This window comes from Microseira wollei NIES-4236, assembly GCF_020521235.1.
GTDB classification, from domain to species: Bacteria; Cyanobacteriota; Cyanobacteriia; order Cyanobacteriales; family Aerosakkonemataceae; genus Microseira; species Microseira wollei.
The window spans coordinates 14,305-35,720 of sequence record NZ_BLAY01000055.1; the positions used below are offsets into that span (position 1 = coordinate 14,305).

At 42.7% G+C, this 21,416-nt stretch carries 5 protein-coding genes; 2 read left to right on the forward strand and 3 right to left on the reverse strand.

Features of this window, described 5'->3' with window-relative positions; genetic code table 11:
- The first annotated feature begins 613 nt into the window (after window positions 1-613).
- Window positions 614-16,741: a DUF4347 domain-containing protein gene (locus MiSe_RS18980; RefSeq protein WP_226583598.1), complete on the forward strand. Its 16,128-nt coding sequence runs from the start codon at window positions 614-616 to the stop codon at window positions 16,739-16,741.
- Between the two features lie 222 nt (window positions 16,742-16,963).
- A complete protein-coding gene (locus tag MiSe_RS18985; RefSeq protein WP_226583601.1) occupies window positions 16,964-17,326 on the forward strand; it encodes an HAD family hydrolase in 363 nt (120 codons plus the stop codon).
- Between the two features lie 328 nt (window positions 17,327-17,654).
- On the opposite strand, the gene gntT is transcribed toward MiSe_RS18985, so the two are convergent.
- The 3 genes from gntT to MiSe_RS19000 all read right to left on the reverse strand — a co-directional run bounded on the left by gntT (window position 17,655) and on the right by MiSe_RS19000 (window position 21,399).
- Window positions 17,655-19,016 carry a guanitoxin biosynthesis MATE family efflux transporter GntT gene (gene gntT / locus MiSe_RS18990; RefSeq protein WP_226583604.1) on the reverse strand — a complete coding sequence of 454 codons (1,362 nt, stop codon included), beginning with the start codon at window positions 19,014-19,016 and terminating at the stop codon, window positions 17,655-17,657.
- A gap of 190 nt (window positions 19,017-19,206) precedes the next feature.
- Window positions 19,207-20,586: an acyltransferase family protein gene (locus MiSe_RS18995; protein ID WP_226583607.1), complete on the reverse strand. Its 1,380-nt coding sequence runs from the start codon at window positions 20,584-20,586 to the stop codon at window positions 19,207-19,209.
- Between the two features lie 21 nt (window positions 20,587-20,607).
- Window positions 20,608-21,399, reverse strand: a complete 792-nt coding sequence (locus MiSe_RS19000) for a phytanoyl-CoA dioxygenase family protein (protein ID WP_226583610.1) — start codon at window positions 21,397-21,399, stop codon at window positions 20,608-20,610.
- Window positions 21,400-21,416: the final 17 nt, after the last annotated feature.

The window sequence follows — 21,416 nt, forward strand, 5'->3', positions numbered from 1 at the left end:
AATTAGCAATTAGCCATTAGCAATTAGCAAGCGAGCAATTACCGCTGTCACAAGTTATAACTAGCAACTTGGGTTAACTTACCACAAAAATACCTCCTCGTTGCGAGTCGCTATGGTTAAGTTTAGTTAAGCTTTTTTAGCGATTTAATCATGGTCCGATGTCCACTCCACGACTTGGAAATCCCTGAGGACTTGGCAAAAAACCCGGTTTCTAGAAAAAATCGTGGGTGTAGAGTCGGGAGATTGACCCAGAAACCGGGTTTCTGGTTTTTGGCCCCGCGTGGGTAAGTCCTGTCCTGGAAAAAAAATCTGAGTTAGGTATTGCCTATTTCCTCCGAACCTAGTAAGCTAACTAAGGTTTGAAGAAAGACTGAAAAATATACCAGTCGAATGACTAAGAAGAGATATGGCATAATTTGGCCTTAACCTCTTCTTAGGAAAGACTTGTGCTTTACATAAAGCACAGGTTAAACACATGGAAAATGGGTTTAACCTGTGCTAGGTATGCCCTCTTTTTTAATCAATACAACGCCCCGTTGTCATGAAAAGAAAACCGCTCAAAACCTTAATAGCCCTCGCCCTGGGATTGTTTTTCTGAGTAAATATCTCTTTGGTGAAAACGGCGGCAAGTGCCCTCAACCTCACCACACTCCAATTACCAGAAACAGTCGTTTTTATAGACCCTGGTGTCAACGACTACCAGAAACTAGCTAAATCTGTCGCGCCCAATACGCGGGCTTTTATACTTGATGACCATCAAGATGGGGTGGGACAGATTGCGAAGGTACTGGGACAATACAAGGATTTAAAGAGCATTCAAATAGTCTCTCACGGGACAGCAGGCGCTCTGAAACTAGGGGATGGAGAGTTAACGGCTGAAAATGTCGGTAACTATAGCGAGGGGTTAGGTCAGTGGGGGAAAGCACTGGCTACAGGAGGAGATATTCTCCTTTATGGGTGTGATGTAGCAGCGACTGAAGTGGGCGAGCAGTTTCTGCAACAGGTGAGCGAGTTAACAGGGGCGGATGTAGCAGCTTCTAAGGATAAAACAGGCAATAGTAACCTCGGTGGAGACTGGTCTTTAGAGTATCAGAGTGGTTTGGTCGCGTCGTCTCTGGCGTTTCAGGAAGAGGCGATGAGAGAATACAGCGGAGTGCTGGAAATTATTAAAGTAACTAATACCAATGATAGTGGGGCGGGTTCGTTAAGAGATGCGATTACAAGAGCTTTAAATAGTGCAGAAGAAACAATTATTGACTTAAGAGGGATTAGCGGAACTATTACACTCTCTGGTTCTTTGCCGACTATTACCGGAGGTGGCAAACTCTTCATCGTTGGGGATGGCGATCAGACTATTAGTGGGGCAGGTAACCACCAAATCCTTAGTGTTAATACTACTAATACTACGGATTTGCTGACTTTTGATACCCTAACACTCTCGAACGGATTAGCCAAAGGTGAAGATGTCCAAGATGGTGGTGGCGGCGGCCTAGGTGCTGGTGGCGCTTTGTTTATTGATCAGGGAAAAGTCGTCGTTCAAGATGTTACTTTTTCAGGAAATAGAGCATTGGGTGGAAATGCGAATGGAAAGGCTGGACAGGGAGGATACCTTAATCAACAGGGTAGTAAAGGTGGTTCAGGGGGCAAATTCAATGTTACTAACGAATTCTATGACAACCAGGAAAACATTCCGGGGGATGGTGGAGAGGGAGGCAAAACTTGCTCACAAAAGGATTGTCCGGCTGGTAAAGAACAAAATGGAGAATCAGGATTATGGGGAACAGGAGGCGGTGGTGCCGGTGGTGGTGGTGGTGATGATAAAGGAGCAGGTATGGAAGCAGGCAGGAATGGAGGCTCTGGAGGTGCTGGAGGCTACGGAGGTGGCGGCGGCGGCGGCGGCGGCGGCGGCAAAGATGAAGGGGAAGGCGGGGATAACTGGCATGGTTTTGGAGGCTCTGGAGGTGCTGGAGGATCTGGACTTGGTGGTAATGGAGCTGAGGGTGAAGGAAGAGTGGGGCATGAGAATGATAACAACTTTGCTGGACCGGGAGGTCAAGGAGGCGGTGGTGCTGGCTTAGGTGGTGCTATCTTCGCCAAGAAAGACGCTGAGTTAAGAGTTATCAATAGCAATTTCAGCAGCAACCTTGTTAAAGGTGGAACAGGGGCGAATTCTGGTCAGGCAAAGGGTTCAGCTATCTTTCAAGAAAATAATGGAGAAGGGGTTAGTGATGGCAACTCTGTTGACTTCAACGACAATATACCTACACTCAAGATTCAAGTAGTCAATCCAGGTAGCACTGTTGAAGAAGGAGAGAACGCCAGATTTACAATAACCGCTGACAATCCCTCTAATGTTGATGTTCAAGTCTATTACTACATCAGTAACGTTAATGTTGATGAAATGATAGATAAGGACTTTAGATCTAAGCAATATGACAGAATAACCTTGAAGTCCGCGTCGAAAACAGTAACGTTAGAGATTACTACCTTAATCGATAAAGACAAAGAGGGAGATGAAAGCTTTACAATAACGCTTTTACCAACCAATGAGTACAAGCGCGGCACAAGCACAGAATCTTCCGCCACAATAACCATTAAAGATATTAACTACATAGCTTCAATTGATTCTAGTCAATCCAAACTAGAAATTACAGAAGCATCCGATCCTTTGGAATCTTCCACCAAGAGCAATGAAATTAACGTAGATGAATTAAAATCCCTCGGTTATGTCACCGTCAAATTAGATAGTGCCGTCAACGGAAATCATTTTAACAACGCCCTAGCTGCTGGCTTACCTGTTTACTACAAGATTGAACCGAAAGTAAATGAGGGAGCAGCACAGGACTATCTCGCCCCTCAGTATAACTACAATGACACGGTACACACAGATCATCAAATCGTAGATGCTGTCGTCGTCCCGGTCGATAAAGATAGTGCGAAGATCTATTTTGCGGCCCTTCCTGATGTAGTTAAGGAAGCACCAGAAGAATTTACCCTCACCCTAGAGACATTTACTGATAGCAATATCAATCATGCTCTGGATAATGTCCTGGGTAGTGAATACCAATTTTATGAATTGGGCAGTGCTAGTGCTGATCTCACAATTAATGATAGTGACGAATTCAAGGCAGAACTAATCGTCGTCGATAGCATTAATGAAGAAGTAGTCAGTGATGACAACCCTCTGGTTCCCAGCGACGGTAAAGTTAGCTTCAAAGTCAAATTAGGCAGTCAGCCAACTGCAGATGTAACAGTTAAGCCAACTGCAGATGTAACAGTTAATGGTATTACCTTTACCTCAAATAATTGGAATCAGTATCAACCTCTTCAAGTTACAGCTACAGCAGATAAGCCTGTTACCTTAAGCGCTACTAGCAAAGATAGCAATTACAATATATCTCGCAGTTTACCGACTGCCGCTCAATACAACAAATTGAAGATTGCTGAAGGGGATATCCCTGATGTCAGTAAGCGTGAATTGTTTATCAACGTAAAAGCAAACTTTCCCACAGTTGTTAAAGAGGCAGGGAAAAGTGACGAGAGCGGATTTAGCATCAATCTGAATCAACCTGTATCAAGAGAATTGACGGTTCACTACACTCTTACAGGGCTGGCTCAACTAGGAACAGACTACGAGATACTTGGACAAGGAACTATCGGAAGTTTAATTATTCCCAAATATACCCGTAGTGTTGATATACCCATCAATGCCATCGATAACTTTATCGTTGATGGAGACCGCGATATTAAAATTACCCTTGCTGAGTCAAGTGAATTTACTATTGACGGTGACGGAAACCCAGCTACTGTAACGATTATAGACAACGACAAAGCGGATCTAATTATCAGCCAACACAACCCAGATCGACCCAGCGATGAGGATATCGCCTACTTAATTCCTAAACTTCAAATTGTTGGAGAAGATGATCAGGGAGGGTTAATCGTCCAAGAAAACGATCCTCTCGTAGAAAAAATCACCTTCACCAAAGTGGGAGGAAAAGGTCGTGCTATCTCTACTGGCGCTAGCGGTCAAGGATTGACCAAAGAAATTTGGGTTGAGAGCATCGGTGATATCGTTGAGATCGGTGATATCACAGAGAATGGAGTCGTGGATTTAGAGGATTTAATTTTAAGTCCATATTTCCCGGATCAGCCTTCAGAAGCTTCTCTGATTCCAGATTTTAGTGTTGAGCAAAATACAGGTGCTTTCGGACGGTTGCGCGGGTTGCTCGCTGCCCCTGAGACAGGAGATTATACATTTACCGTTGAGGGAAATAATACAGCCGAGCTTTGGTTCAACAAAAATGGCTCTAATTACGAGGGCAGAGAGAAAATAGCAAGCGGTGACACCATTTCCTTAGAGGCAGGTAAGCAATATTACATCGAAGCGCTTTACAAAGAACAAACTGGCAGCGGAACACTAAGTGTCAAATGGACAACACCTAGCTCACAAACAGCACAAATCATCACCAGTGAATATTTAACTCCGTTCCAATTGAACAAAGGCTTTATCAAAGAAGTCTGGGAAGGAATACCAGGAACGACGGTTGAGGATTTAACCTCGAACGAAAATTATCCTCATAACCCTGATTCAGTAACTTGGCTATCTAGATTATTCGACGTTGCTCCCAATAGTGGAGATAACTCTGGAACAAGAATTCGGGGTAATTTAATTCCCCCGGAAACTGGGATGTACAAATTCTGGATTGCCTCGAATGACAATTCAGTACTGAAGTTGAATCCAGAAGGTACAAACCCAGATCAAGCCCAGACAATAGCTAAAGTAGAAGAAGCAAAAGCTTATGGAACGGCAAAAATGACAGCGCCTGCAATACCTCCACTTCAAGCAGGGGAGGTAGTTCAGGTTGACTTGACGCGGAATAACGAGGGGAGAAAATGGATATTTGAGTTGACTACTAATGTTAGTCCAACATACTATAAGGATGACTGTTTGTCGCTTGCTAATGAGAAAGGAGAGGAAGCAAACTACTTATTACCGTACACAGTTTGCAAGAAAAACAATAAAGAAAATGAAAATATTGGTAATGAATACAGATATACCTGGGAAATCAGTCTCAATAACAATGCTGAAACTGCTCTAGAAAAGGCAATTTCATTTAAAGTTAAAACTCAGAATTCTGCTGTCAGCAAAAATCCAACTCTTAAAGAACCAAAGATTGATGATCATGATTTAACTCCACCTCCTAGCTTTCCTGAGTATCAACAATGGGATTGGGGGCAAAGCCAAAAATCAGAAGAAATTTTCCTAGAGCAAGGAAAGCAATATTATATAGAAGCCCTTCACAAAGAATCTACCGGAGATGAAGCTCATCTATCGGTAGCGTGGCAAACTCTTAATAGCAACGTGCCACAAGTGATCTCTGCTGACTATCTCACCCCGTCAAGTATAGTCATTCCCGTCAGAATATCGGCAACGGTGGAAGATAAAAGCAATAGCGAAATTCAGCTCAAAGTCGAAGATCAGGAATTTCAATACAACGGGAAAACATACAAAGTTTCTGGGTTAACGCTTAAGAGTGACGCTAACCTAAATTTTTCTTCCGGATTTATTGGAAAAATTGAAACTGATACCGCTATCAATAACGCGGGTAACACTCCGGTACCGCTGACCCCTGTCGAACTCAGTGCAGAGAATGACCGTGAAGTTACGTTAACGGAAGGACAAGTAGTGCGATTGGGCTATCAGTTGGCGACACAACCAAAGGTTGATGTCACCGTAAGTCTCAGCGTTGATGGAGAAGACCGGGGAGCAGACATAGAACTATCCAAGACGGAATTCACCTTCACCCCGGAAAAATGGAATGAACCTCAATTTGTAGAAGTAACTGCTATTAAAGCTGCTGGAAACTACGCAGATTCTCAGCTCCAGATAGTACCTGAATCGCTGCAAGGAGAAAGTCAATACGGTGAGGGTGAACGATTTGTAAATGTCTTAATTGTCCCGAAACAGTTAAGCGATGACTACAGAATTACCATCAAAGCTAATCAGGAAATTAAAGACATTGGATTCGATGACACAACTGTAGATGCAAGCCATAATTTAAGCGCCATTCAGGTTCAATACCGCGACGAATCTGATGCTGACCCAGAACAAATTACTTCTTGGAACTGGAAAATTGACAATGGATCGTTAATTGCTGAAGAAGGCGCACAAGAGTTACTCCGCCTGGAATGGAGTGCCCTCACTCTCCCCATTCCCCAGGGAAGTAACCCCGACTTGAATTTAAACGTAAAAGTCACTCCATACTTCTTGACCTCAGGGTGGAGTAAGGGAGAAATAACCATTTCGGGAATCAAAATCTACTTTGCATCTACGGATGGGGTAGCAAAAGACCCGGATGCTAAAGTCACAGTAAGTTTAGTGAACGGTCAACCGACAGTAGAAGCACACTTCCAGTTAGTCGGTCAGACGGGAGTAACTAATGTGACATCTTTCTCTTATACTCCCCAAGGTGCAGACTTGCCGATTGTCGCTTCTGTCACTGATCAAGAAAGCATCATCACAGAATTCGGGGAACTCAAGGTCGATGAATCTGGCGAGTGGAAATTTGAACCCAATATTAATTTCACCGCTGGGAAAAAGATTGACTTTACCGTCAATTCAGGTTCTCAAAACATCCCCATTACCCCACCTGCAAACTACGATACGCAAGCGCAGATTATCACCAGTCAACTCGCCCTACCTGATAAAAACGCCACCCTGGTTACAATATCTGCCACTTCTGCTTCAGTACAAGAAGGGGAAACAACCCAGTTGACGTTTAAACTCGCTCAGCCACCTGAGCAAGACACCAAGATTTACTATGAAGTCGAGACACCAAATGTCAACGCCCCTGGCAATATCGCCCTGAATATAGACGGAAAGCGCTACATCAATATTGGCGAAAATGGCATCCCTCTAGGGACAGAATTTACGGTAGAACTTTGGGCGCGTCCCAATCAATTGACTGGAATTCAGGGGTTATTAGCAGCTGGTGAACAATACCTGCGTTTGAACAATCGTAAAATCGAGTTCAACATTGCATCAGGAGAGAAATCTGTCAATATACCTGACACGATTCGTGATGATGAGTGGTTCCATATCGCTTATACGGTAGATGCTTCTGGTCAATCCAGCCTATATATCAACGGACAAAAACAATGGAGTGAGAAACAATCACCTCTAGCATCCGCACCCAACATTACAAGCATCGGCAAAACAGGAAACGCTGATTACTTAAAAGGTCAGATTGATGAAGTGCGTTTGTGGGATGTTGCTCGAACAGAAACGCAAATCCAGCGATCGCGCTCAATAACTGTCTCGAAGGAAGACGAACACCTCAAAGGTTACTGGAACTTCAATCAATTAACTCCCCTCAATCTCGTGGGTGAAACCAGTACATCTCAATTGATTGCTGCGGACGGAACAGAAATTTCAGATTGGAAGAATCCCGCACTGTGGGAAGTTCGACAATCAGCAACTTCAAGAGAAGATTACGAACCCATCAGCGGATTTCAAGAAACTCAAACCAACCTCTTCAATCTCGACGCTGGAAAACTCGGCGGTCGTACCACCTTTGCAGTTGCTGATTTCAATAAAGATGGAAAAACCGACGCGGTGGTTCTAGATGATTACGGCAACCTTTATTACTACCAGAACAAAGGACAGACAAAATCAGGTAACCCACAATTCAATACCACCAAACTTAGCATCAAACTAGAAGGAGCTAAACCCCTCACCGCTGGCGACATCGATGGAGATGGAGACATTGACCTGCTAGTAGGAAGCGAAAACGGAACCATCGAATTGATTGAGAACAAAGGTAATGCGATCGATCCAGCATTTAGCTCCCCCACCCAGGAAAAATCCGATGGTAGCGTCCTCAGCTTTGGGCAACCCGTATCCCCGACGCTAGTAGATCTCGATGGCGATGGCACCTTAGAACTGTTAACCATCACTAACTCTGGAGAGATTTCCTACTTCAGTAACACCAGCAAAACAGGTTTCTCCAGACAACAACAGAGTCCTGTGAAAACTCTGTCCACACCATCCGCCGAAGGATACTTCCTACAATTCATCGATCTCGATGGAGATGGCGATAAAGACTTGCTAATCGACCACCCCAAAAACCGAGCTGGAGAGTTGCCAGGTAAATTACGCTACCTAGAAAACTTCGGTACATCGGAAAAACCCTACTTCGTCGAGGCAACTAACTCCTTAATCCCCAAATATATTGCTCCTGTCCTCCATCAGACCGCTTATCGGGAACAAACCCTGAGCCATCCTTACGACCAAGTAGAATTCTATACCTTTACAGATTGGGATGGAGATGGTGATGCAGACCTCTTGGTAAGTGATAACGAGGGAGTTATTCACTTGCAAGAGAATGAGAATTTAGGGTACGTCACGATTAGAAAAGGTCAAACTGAGGCAACTATCGATGTAACGACAGTTGACGATCATAAGGTTGAACCGAAAGAGTTTATTAAAGTCAATATCTCTTCAGGTTTAGTCGATAGTCAAAACTACTACACCGACACCTTGCATAACTCTGCCGTTATTGAGATTATCGATAACGATAAAGCGGAAATAGTGTTGCTAAATGGCGATGGGACACCGATATCTCAACCAGTAACTCTGGCAGAAAACAACCCAGTACGGACAACCTATAAAGTTAAATTAAGCAGTCGTCCAGAGCAGGGAGTTTATCTCAAGATCGCGAGTAATAGTATCAAAGATGGATTAGTCGCCAAAAACAACGCAGGTGAATTAAAATTTAAAGACGAAATTACTCTCTACTTTTTACCTGATGAATGGGATACACAGAAATCATTTGTAATCGTTGGAGAGGATGATGAAAATGACGACGATCAGGCTGAATTTAAATATGTCATCAAAGCGAGCAGCGCTGATTACATCTATAACAGCGTAGTCAATCAGATTAATGCTGTTAGCGAGAATAATGACAAAGCTGGAGTCGATATATCCTTTGATCATCTCCCCAATGAAGAAGGAACAGTGAGTCTAGCGGAAGGGGCAATCAACACGGTCAAAGTCAAATTAACCAGCCAACCCACCTCACCTGTAACCGTCATCCTAGATCCAATTGACAAGCAGTTGACCCTCTATCCACAGCGGAAGATCGTAGAAATTAAAACCGCTGACCCCGTTACTAGAAAGTTTAAGAAGAGTCGCTCAGCTACATTTAACGGCGAATATGGAACCTTAACTTGGGAACCTGATGGGCGCTACACTTACACTCAAACTAAACCAGCTGATAAAGCAGGACTGACCGATAACTTCTCCTACGCGATCGATGATGGTTACGGCGAGATTAGCCACGACCACCTAGGGATTGATCTGCCTTTCGAGGAAGGAGTAGAAACTCAGCCTCTAATCACCAAGACAGGGAACCTCTTCTACAACCCCAATCAACTTGCAGGAGATCCAATCCGACTCACCTTTGATCAGAAAAATTGGAACCTAGAGCGAACTGTAGCAGTAGCCGCTGTTGATGACGATATAGTCGAGTACAACCACGGTTCCCAACTCAAGGTAAAACTAACTGATTCAGAAATAGCAGTCACGGGAACTTATGGAGCGATCGATTGGACACGGGAAGGAGAATTCACCTATACCCCACTGAGTGGATTAACCATAGAAGCTGGACAAACCCTGAATGAGCGGTTCTACTTTACCCAAAGCACAGATCTCAAGGCGAACCATGTACTCGATTTCACCATCGCCCTTGCCGATCAATCTGAAGCGACAGAAGAAACAAATCTCATCGTTACAGCGAAGATTGATGGGACAGATCTTGAACCACCTCTCACATCAGAGGATGGAAAATATACAGGACAATTGCCTAACAACCCAATCACGGGACTAGGAATCCAGAAAATGGATGCCGTTTATAACGCTATCCCTCTCAATCCTATTCCAGTCAATATTGAGGACAATGACAAACCCATCGTCCGCGCCACCGTTAACTTGAACGCCCAAGAAAACACTCATCCAGGTTACTTTACCGTCACCGTTGATAGCGGGCCAGTGGAATATCCAGGAGGGATTGGCATTAAATACACGGTCTTCGGGACTGAAGATGGCAACGGCGCAACCGCTGAAAGACAACGCCATGAAGGAGATCCAGGACCAGATTTTCAAGGGTACGACACAGAAACACTTCGCACAGGGACTCTCTATATCCCAGAAGGTAAAAAAAGCGCGAGTCTGCCTCTGTTCCCCATCGACGACTCCACTCCCGAAGAATCTCTAGCGGAGCGATTTGAAAAGATTATCTTGAAAATTGAAGCTCCGAACGCAGGGGATTACTACGCATTAGATGCAAGAAACCCTGACACTCAACAAGCGGGAGTGCGCATTATCGATAACGAAGAAGTCGGACTTAAGTTCCTACTTCCCGATTCAGGGTTCGCAGTAGATGAAGGTGGAGAAACCTTCTTCCGAGTAGGGTTGAAGTCTCAACCTCAACAAGATGTTGAACTCAAGTTCTACTACAACGACATTCTCTATAACAATTACCCTGACGCTACTTATCTAGAAATCGATCCCGTAACATTTGATCGCAACAACTGGAATCAGTGGCAGTTAGTGAGGATTGGTGCTTTCAACAACCTCGTTTCTAACGATGATGATCTCACTCCCCGCTATACCGATATTTACTTCACCTTGGGAGTAGGGAGTGAAGATCCCTTCTACAACTCTATGAAAGGGGCGATTAACCAAGTTCTCGACGCAGGCGAAATTAAAACTGAGTACACGATCACGAAGGTTAAGGAACAGACGATCTCTAGTGAAGAGAAGGTCTCTGGGGAGTACGGAAATATCAAAGTTAAATCGAATGGAGACTATACCTACGAGATCAAATCTAATCTGCTATCGGCACTCAGCGAGAAAAGTCGCCAACAGTTGCCAGAAACTGGAAAACTGCTTGATATATTCGATTACACCTTAAAACCCAATGGCGAAACAACTGAAGTTAAGCAGCAGTTAGCCGTTGAAATCAGGGCTCTCAATGTAACAACAGCAACTGCTGAACAAGTTGGCACTGATATTCCAGGACTTCACGGGACGCTTAACTTGAAGGCTGATGGTAGCTATACTTATACCCTCGATGTAAACGATGTAAACAAAGTCTCTACAGAGCCAGAGCCAAACTGGGTAATCAGCGATCGCTTTGTCTATTACCTAGAAGATCAAGACGAAAACGATCAAACCACCGAAACTCGATACACCTTAAATCTTGTAATCACCCAGAATGGAGATCAGCGCATAGCAGAAGCTAATGGCGAGGGGATCGAGATTGAGGGTGATGTAATCACGGGGAATGCGATCGTCACCAGTGGTGTGATAGGAACACCAACGGAGGAAGATCCCAAGATTACTAAAGCAGGTACGACGACCCTTGAAACGGTTGTCACCAATATGTATATCCGAGATCAAAACGGTAAAGACCTGCGGGATAAAGATAAACGAGTATTAGCTAATCCCATTTTCGATACAAACCCGCTCGGATTCGCGGATGATTCAGTCGCAGTCACCGAAAATAAATCAATCCAAGGTAGCTATGGAACACTGACCCTAAAATTGGATGGTAGCTATACTTACAAGTTCGAGAACAGCGAGGTTAAAGGAGTTGATGAAAATAATGAAGATTGGGTAGTCCATGACCGCTTCAGTTATCACCTCAGCGATCAGACCGATGGTTACTTAGAATTAGTGACCTTTAAGGAAAATGAAAACCCAAATCCAGTTGTTACAGCTAATGGTTTAGCACTCCAGAGTGATGACGGGATAACGTTTACAGGAAACTTAATCGATAGTACGGAGACGGAGGTTACAGTTGAGCGAGTTGGGAACGGGCGTTTCAGTTTCCTACTACAAGAACAAACCCTTGACCGAGCAAAAGTTAGCGAGGGATTAGTTCTCGCCTTCGAGTCTTTGCAAGAGGCTGTATACAATACCGATGTTCCCCTAATTGGTCGCTTAGGTGGCGAAACCGCTAGTGATGGAGGAAATACAGCTAACGAAAGCCGGACTCCAAGCTTCTTAGATCGCTTCACCGGTCCTCTTAAAAGCGCTATCCTGGCACAACCGCACTTGACCACCAAAGGTTTAGAAAAAGCGCTACAGAAAGCGATAAATAACGCTTTCGGCACAGAGGTTCCTGTAAGAGTCATCAAATTCGATACCGAGAAGTTGCTGTTTAAATTTAGTCTGGGTCATGGCTATCCATTCGTTAACGAAGAATTCGCTACGGATCTAGGTTTACCCAAAGTGATGACTCTCGATGGGCAATTTATACTCAGCGCGAAATATAACCTAGACGTGGTAGCTGGTGTGAAGTACCGTAAGGGTTTTGACGCCTTTATCGTCACGGATAAGAAAGCTTTAGATGAGTTGCTCGGCGATCCCAAGACCAAGGGAACTGACCTCTTCAGTGTCCAGACATCGAGTGGTGCTGTTAATCCAATAGATGTTTATTTTTCCGGGTCAGGTGGTTTGAATCCGGAAAAACCTACAATCTCTCCTCCTGTTGGTGTTGAGTTTGATTGGGAATTCGGCCAACTTCCACCGGATCTAAGTATCAGCGTCGGCCCTGCAATTAAAAAATCGGGTAACACTATCAATCATCTAGGGAAAATCGTTGGCATAGCGAAAAAAGATGGCAAGGAAGCTAAATTTATCGAGATTTCTCTAGAACAGCCATCTGCTATCTATGCTAATTCTCAAGAAAAAATTCAACTTAAAGCCACTGTCGATCCGGAGAATCTCTTAGGAAGCGTTACAGCTGAACTGAAAGGTAAACGGGAGTTGCTTCAAGTGGCTCTTGAGCATTTAACGTCACAAGAAATCGTCTTCAAGACGACAGAAATAAAAGTAGCCGATGTCTATGGCGAAGTGTCTCAACCCTTGAAAATAGACTTTAAGGTTAAAGTCGAGAAATATACCGATCCGACTGTGTTTAGCGTTTCGGCTCAGACCTACAAGGCGTCGGTGGACTTTGACAAAGAAAATAATCCTGAAAAGCCTGAAGAGAACCGAGTCATAGTTGCAGGAAATACCCTGACAGGAGATACTTTTAAGACCCAAAACAAGGCAGTAAAAATATCTGAGGGTGATTCTACCTGTAGTAAATTGAATGCTGATGGAAAGGAAAAGCAATGTAACACGACATCTGGGGTTGTTAAGATAACAGGAACACAAAGTAATGGTCAATACAACTGGAAATTGTCTTTCAAAGCTAATCCTGCAAACAAGGTCTCCGGTTGGAATACTCAGGGAACTAAGTCAGTTAAAGTTACGATCACCGAGCAAAAAAACGCGAACACGAGCTGTATTTTGCCGGAGTGTAAGTTGGATAAAAACTATACCCTACTGCGAGAGTCTCGCCCCTGGTTTATTCAGAATCCCACTTCTGATACTGACGATCCCAATAGCTTGAATCTCGTTACCAAAGTTTCTGCTGAGATAGAGGCTACTCTAGATGTCAGTGGTGCAGCCGAATTGTATCTCTTATCCGCGAGCGTAAAACAAGCGCCAATGCAACCAGCTAATCCGGCTAAGGGTGGATCTATTCCCGAAGTCTATAAGCAGTTAGTTGGAAAGAAACAAGAACCCGTGCCGGTAATAGGCAATCAAACCACCAGAATCAAAGGTAAGTTCGGGACGCTAATTATCAAGGCAGATGGAACTTACAGTTATGAATTAGATCCAGCCTTATATGATGACAATGAGACTCGCTCGATTGTGATCGCGGACAAAAACCAAGATGATCTCAAACTCAATGGGATTCCTAGTTTAGAAGCATTGTTTGATGTACCCCTACCAGACTGGGCAACAATTCCACCAGAATTAACAAATGTAACCACACTTAAGAACCTGTACGATAATGTCAAAGCTGGAGAGACGGGAATTGGAGTTTCCGAACTTAAAGATCAATTCTTCATTGCTACCAACCAGGAGAATAATTTCAAGAAATTAGAACTAACCCTGAAACCTCAAAAAGTTCTTGAGGATAGTTTCAATAATCAGCCCTTAAACTCAGCATTATCTTTTGACGACAAAACACATACTTGGAATGGGGGAGTTATTTTCTCCGGACCTGGTACTCAAGTTGTCGAACAAGTGTCATCAGGAAAAATTCAACCTGTTGGTAAAGCCAGAGGATTCTTTGAAGTTGCGATAAAAGATCCAGGGACAAAGGAGGTCAATGGAATTCTCAGTTTGGATGAAATTAAAGGCTTGAAAAAGGCGTTTCAATGGTCTGTAGGTGGGGATACTTCCCTGTTTCTCGACATCAACGCGGGGCTTGGCAAGTTTGGAACTGGAGGTGTAGCTAGTCCTTACGAGGAAAGTCTTCCTCTCCCCAACGTTAAATTCAAACTTGGCCTCGACTTAGGATACAAATTTGTCGGGGATTTAGGAAATGTTGCTCGCCAAGGCAAGTTCACTTTTGGGATTTACGATCTCACTTTAGATCTAGGTTCTCTCATTTCCAAGAAGTTAGAACCCCTGATTCAGGACATTGATGAAGTTATGGAACCGATTAAGCCGGTAGCCAAAGCCTTAACTGCGGACGTGAAGGTGTTCAATGAACTGGGGTTACAAGGGGTATTCGATCAAAATAGAAACGGCTACGTAACTCTGATCGAAGTACCGGAAAGCTTAATGCTACTATATGCTGGCTCACAGAGAGATGAGAAAGTCGAACAGATTCGCAAAATCAATAAATTCCTCGATTTTATCGGTGGAATATCCACTCTCATTAACGTCGTCGATAACCTCAGTAATCAATTAGAAGGAGCGTCCGCATTCGATTTGGATATCATCTCTTCTGATGGTTACTTAGTTAAACCAATAGATGTCAGGATTGTTCCTCCAACTGGTGCTACACCTAGTCCTCTGACCAGTGTTCAATTCATGCCTTACGCTGATTCTTTTGGTAACATTTTGATTGGTTCAAGCTACAGTTACCAATATGGTAAGACTATGGGTGGGGCAGTTAACGATCAGACAGTGAGTGATAACCCCGCCACTGCTGCTTGCCCGAATCAAACTCCCCCGAATCAAACTTGCCAGAATCAAAGTGGAAATCAAGCGAATAATAAATCATTAACAGCGGTTAAGGGTCAGCTTCAAAAGCTGCAAAATTTGGGATGGATAGATTTCCCGATTTTATCAAACCCTCTAGATGTGCTGAAATTGATTTTCGGGGAACCGGCGACTTTAATCCAGGTAGACGTACCCGATTTTGAATTAAACTTCGAGTTGAGCAAGGCATTCCCGGTCTTTTGGCCTGTTTCCGGAATTATCGATGGAGACATACATCTAGGGACTAATATCGACCTAGCCTTGGATACCTTTGGGTTTCAGGAATGGATCGGCACGGGAGACGTCAAGAAGATTCTTAATGGCATGTTTGTACCAGATTGGACGGCGAAGAGCTATGAAATGGGTGGAGACACCGCAGGTAAACGTCCCTACTTAGGTGAGCAACAAACTGTCGGCGGCAAGCAAGTCTACGATAAAAACGAGCTTTACGCCAATTCTTCTATCTCGGTGGGCGGTGGTTTAAATTTCATCGGCTTCGGTGGGTTTATGGGTGGTGGTATCGGTGCGGATGGTGGATTCGACATCATCGATGTTGGAGAAATCTCCGACACAGACCAAAAATACGACGGAAAAATCCGAGCTTTGGAAATTTTTGAGCGCCTTGATGATCCTCTAAGCCTCTTTGATCTGAAGCTAAAACTTTACGCCTTCGTTGAGTGTCTGGTTAAACTATTTGGCGCAACCGTCTGGGAGCGAGACTTAGCAAGATTCCAGCTGGCAGAATTTACCCTTGGGGGATCCTCCAGCGAAGTGGGACGGGCGCTTGACTCAACGATTGTCGGCGGTACGGTCTTCTTTGATGCCAATTTCAACGGTATCTTTGATGCGGGAGAACCGTTGACCTTCACTGATTTTCAAGGCCATTATGCGATCGACATTCCCTACCTTTCCTTCGATAAAAATGACAATGGACACATTGATGAAGATGAGGGACGGATTGTCTTGGTTGATGGAATCGATACTTCTACTAACCTTCCTGTCTACAGTCCCTTGTCTGTGGTTCCTGGGGTAGAGATGATCACTCCTTTAACAACCCTGATGACAGGATTGGTGGATTCAGGAATGTCTCTAGAAGAGTCGCAACGCCAGATTAAGACAGCCTTTGGTATTGAGCAAGGCTTAGACTTAACCACCTACGATCCTGTAGCGGGACTCAAACAAGGAGATGATAAAGCTTTAAAAGTTTACGAAGCTCAGATTCTCGCCAATAACCTCATGTTCCACTCTGCCCGCATCTATAGCGAATTTACGGGAGTACAGACCAAAAACGCTTACTCGGCTGTCATTCCAGCCGTCGCCAAAGGAGTCGCAGATTTCGCTAAGGACGCAGCGGTCCGATTTGGGGATAAAGTCCAGCTGGAACAGGTGGTGCTGAAGCCTCTAGTGAGTGCGATTGAGGCTAAACGAGGCTTGTCTCTAAGTACCGACGAGTTAGCTAAGTTAGAAGAGGTATCCAGTTACCTAGCCGCAGCCTATGATTCTGTAATCAAGAGTGTTGATGCTAGCGAGAATCGCGTTGAACCTCTGACATTACTATCGGGTGAACAAGCTCGTCTTAAACTGGATGTTACTGCCGGATTAAACGAGATTTTAAATTCTGATTAACTGTCAAGGAGAATCTAGGCGGGTGATATGATGTCCGCCTAATTACCCTTGGTAAAAATCTCTCCGCTTCACCGTGTCACCCTTCTCCCAAGTCATTCCTAATTATGGGTGTTTAACCGGACATGATATGATACCAAATCCGTACCTCAGGCCCCCTTTTTCCCCACAGACACCGCAGCCTCTTGCTGATAAACTCTCGCCCGCAAGAAAGCGCTTGCGATCTTGCTAGCGCATTTAACTGAAACCTGTGACTCGGAGAAACCAGATCTGATTACTGATATCGAAACCACCCCAACCACTACAGGTGATTTGGAAATGACTGGGGTAATCGCTCAAGCACTTTCACTTTATCGTCGTCGCTATTCTACGATTGGATTGTTGGAAAACTCTCTTTATCCTGAAATTCCAGCAACCTTAAAAACCATTCCCTCGGCTGGTTGTAAAATCTTTGTTGCGACTTCAAAACCGCATATTTATGCCAAGCGGATTCTTGAAAATTTCAACTTGTTATCGCTGTTCAATGGCGTTTACGGGAGCGAAATTGACCAAGAAGATGCTCTGACAAAGGAGTTGGGGAGACGCTAAGAGTGTACCCTGACCAATATCTCTGCACCTGGTCGCAAGCCCCCTCATGGTGCTTAAATCTATTCGCAATTGGCATATCTAGAACATCGAGCCAGTAATCGCCCCATCTTATATTGTACCACAGACTCCGGTTTGATTGAGGCGAAAGGTTGTTAACATGACATCTTTGTCACCTTTGCGACCGCGTATTTTTTCTATGAATTAAAAATCTGGCAATTTGGGATTTTACTTGCTGCTCAGCAGAAGACTCCCTCTTATCCTCTGCCGCAGTTTCTCCAGCTTCCCCAGCATAGGTATTTTTAGATTGGTTTGGGAGTAGGTATGAGGATTAAGTTTCAACAACTGTCGGAGAAGTGGTAGTATTCTCAACATTAGTTCTTAAGGTTTCTATCAACCGTAACCCAAATATTGCAATACCTATTAATGGGGTTAATGACATAGAGAACCACAACAAATGGTTATTGTGAAAATACCAGGCTGCTATAGCAATGGGCACAAATCCTAGCCCAAAGGAAACTAAAGCAGAATTCCGTAATATTTTCCCTTCCGTTAAACCCCCAAAGTATCCCTCAAATATCCAAGTAATTCCAAAAAATGCCTGGTAAGGTAATAGCCAGAGAGTAAAATTAGAGATGTATGCCGTTATTTCCCTGTGGTTGGTTAACAGCCCAAATACAGTCTGGGGAAAGAGGATATACAGAATTGCCACAGGAATAGAAAGGAATAAGCTAGTGAGAATGGAAATCTTTAACAAGGGTTCAAGCTTTTCGGAATCTCCCTTGCCTTTCAAGTTTCCAGTTAGGCTTTGGGTAGCAAATCCTACTCCCTGAATCACAAACATATTAAAAGCTGCTGCTTGAATCAGTAGGCTATTTTCAGCCAGCATAGTTGTCCCCATTGCTGAACTCACTTCTACGAAAATGGATAAAGTAGAAACTAAAGTTAAATTCCTAACTAACATATCCCCATTTAGTTTAAAGGTGGCTTTGATAGCTGACCAATCTAAAACTTTTTGAATAGTTGCTGATACGATTGACCAATCGATGTAAAAACCGACTATAATCAAACCCACAAAAAACGATAAATACTGGCTCATTGCTGTGGTCAACCCTGCCCCCGTACTTCCCCAACCCCAGCGAATAATAAATATGTAATCTAGCACCACATTAGTAAGGCTTTCCAGGAAAGATAACAGGACAACAAAGCCATTCATCTCCCGTCCGAAAAACCAACCAACTAAAACGAAATTGAACAATACCGCAGGCGCACCCCAAATCCGGGCATTGTAATAGTCAATACCTGCATTTTTTACCTCGGTTGCGCCTACCAAAAAGGTAAACCCCAACTTTTGCAAAGGGTACTGAAGAATCAGAATCAATATACCTATCGCTAAGGCAATTAGACCATTCCGCAGTAAAACCAACAGTATAGCTTCTCGATCATCTGCTCCCACAGCTTGTGCTGTCATACCATTGCTGGAAAACCGTAAAAAGTTTAACACGCGATATAGATAGTTAAACAAAACCATCGCTAAGGTTACTCCAGCCAAGTAACGGATGTCAGATAAGTGTCCTAAAAAAGCTAGGTCTATCAAACCTGACAAAGGCACAACAATACTGGAGAGAATATTCATCAGCGCCAATCGGAAAAAGCGAGGCAGGAAATCATACCGATGATTAAGTGTTATCATTAGTTTCAATCTCTTAATTTATCCTACTAGAATTTGATAAATTCTCCACTCTGGGTTGTACTCATAAATATCTGGGTTGTACTCATAAATATTAATTATTTTACCGGAATCAATGGTGCATTCAATAATTAAGATAAGAAAATAGGTTTGATCGATTCTAAAAGCTGTCTACTGGGTATGTTGGATAAATTTATACTCTGGATTTTTCCCCTAAACTCAAAAATAAGCTATTAGATGAAAGATACTCAATTAGAGGTTTCTCTAAAATTATATAAGAACAATACCCAGCAGTTATAGAGACAACCCACGAGATTAAAATCAGTAAGTCTATTGGTATTAATTGATGTAAGTTTAAATCAAACCATAATGTCATTATGAATGATAAGACAAACATATGAATTAAATAAATAGAGTAAGAGGTATTACCGAGAGATAGGAGAAAAGAGTGAGGCTTATAATCAATGGCTTTTTCTAAAAATACTGCACCTGCTATTAATAAAGCACTTGGTATTCCCCACCAAAAAAATCTAACTGAATCCTGCCACCAAGCCAAAGTTCCTGAATACTGGGGATATTGGAAGAAAATATAAGTGCTAATACTAGCAACACCTGTCCAAAAAAGCAATTTACTTTGTTTTACAGTCAAATCAACTCCTTTGAGATACCAAACTCCTATCAAACAACCAAAAACAAATTCAAGACAGATAGGAGCTGTGATTAGACTTAATATAGCTCCTGGATTATTTATAAAAATAGAAGCACTTGAACTTAAAGAAAAAAAAGTTATTATAAAAAGTAAGAAATATTTTTCTGGTATAAATCTTAAAGTAAAAGCTAAAATTATGTAGAAGTACATTTCTACATTGAGTGACCAACCAACAGAAAGAATAGGATAAAATTTTCTAAAAGAGCTAGAAGGTGGAATAAAAAAATAAGAATAAAAAATTGTTTTCATTGAAGTTATTGCATCAAAAAAACTTGCACTAAATGTAAAAAACATTTTTGAAAAAAAATTATTATAAAATAATACCAATAAAATAGTTAAAGTTGTGTAAAACCAGTAAATAGGTACAACTCTAAAAATTATTTTTAGGAAAAATTTAACTGATATTTCTCGCTGGTGAAACTTGTTTTTAGTAACAATAACCATCACAAATCCGCTCATCACAAAAAAAAATATATCGACCCCGATTGCTCCAAAATCTTTTAAATGAAAAAAGTTGTTTAATAACCCGTTATCAACATTATATTGATCGGAAAAAATCTCAATTAAACCTTGAGTATGAAACAGTACTACAAGACTTGCAGCTATACCTCGGAGTGCTTGAATGGAATAAACAATTTTTTGGGGCGACATAATGAAAGGCTTTTCATAAAAAACGATATTATCTAATTCTTTAATCTTGAAAGAAGCTTCCCTCAAACAGTAAGAGATTGCATCCCCTGGAAATCTGGCATCATGCTTTTGACGAGAGAAACGTTCTTGTTGAGATGCCGCCACAATTTCGCCATTAATTACTAATGCTGCGGCACTGTCATGATAGTAAGCTGAAATTCCCAGTATTTTCATTGCTTGTCTAGTAATTTTATCCTATTTATTAGTCAGTAGGCGAATTGATTCATTTTCACTAAGAGGTAGCAGCGGTGTGATATCTGAAGTTGACAAGTAAGGAGGTTTTTCTTTTTTGTGGGAAAGGGCGCTCTCTTCAGTACAACTGTAAGTAATTACAAAATTACTACGTTCAAAAGGAGAAATATTACCAACTGAACCATGCAATGTATCGTAGTGTACGAATAAAACCGAACCAGCCGCTCCTTTCGGTGCTACAATCCCCCCTCTATTTACAAATTTGGCGATTGTTTCTTTGGCTAGCGTAAAGGATGAGTTAGTCGTTGAAGAGGAATTAGCAGCTTCAAGTATACCTTCTTTGTGAGAACCTGGTATGTAATATACTGGGCTGTTAAATTCATTTACGTCATCTAAGAAAAGGATGACATTTCCACCTTTTGGCGAGGGAATTTCTTCGTAATACTGGGCAAATGCGGAGTCTTGATGCCATCCCCACATCCCTCCGGTGAAAGCTGGCTTCATCACAATTTTACTGCGGAAAACATATAAGTCTTTTCCGAAAAGTTGTTGTGCAGGTTGCAGCAGACGGGGGTGACGAACTAAATTGCGGAAGATTTGATTCGTAAAATGGATTCCGTAGAGAGTGCGTAAGGTTTTCCCATCTTCTTCCCAAACCTTACCAACGGCTTCATCTGCTATTACCGTTGGTATTTGATCGCGGATTAGCAACATTTCATCAGGGGAAAAAAGTTCTTTAATGAATAAAAAACCCTCTACTTCGTACTCTTCTACTTGTTCTCTAGTTAGTTTCATAGAGTCGGGTATGTTTT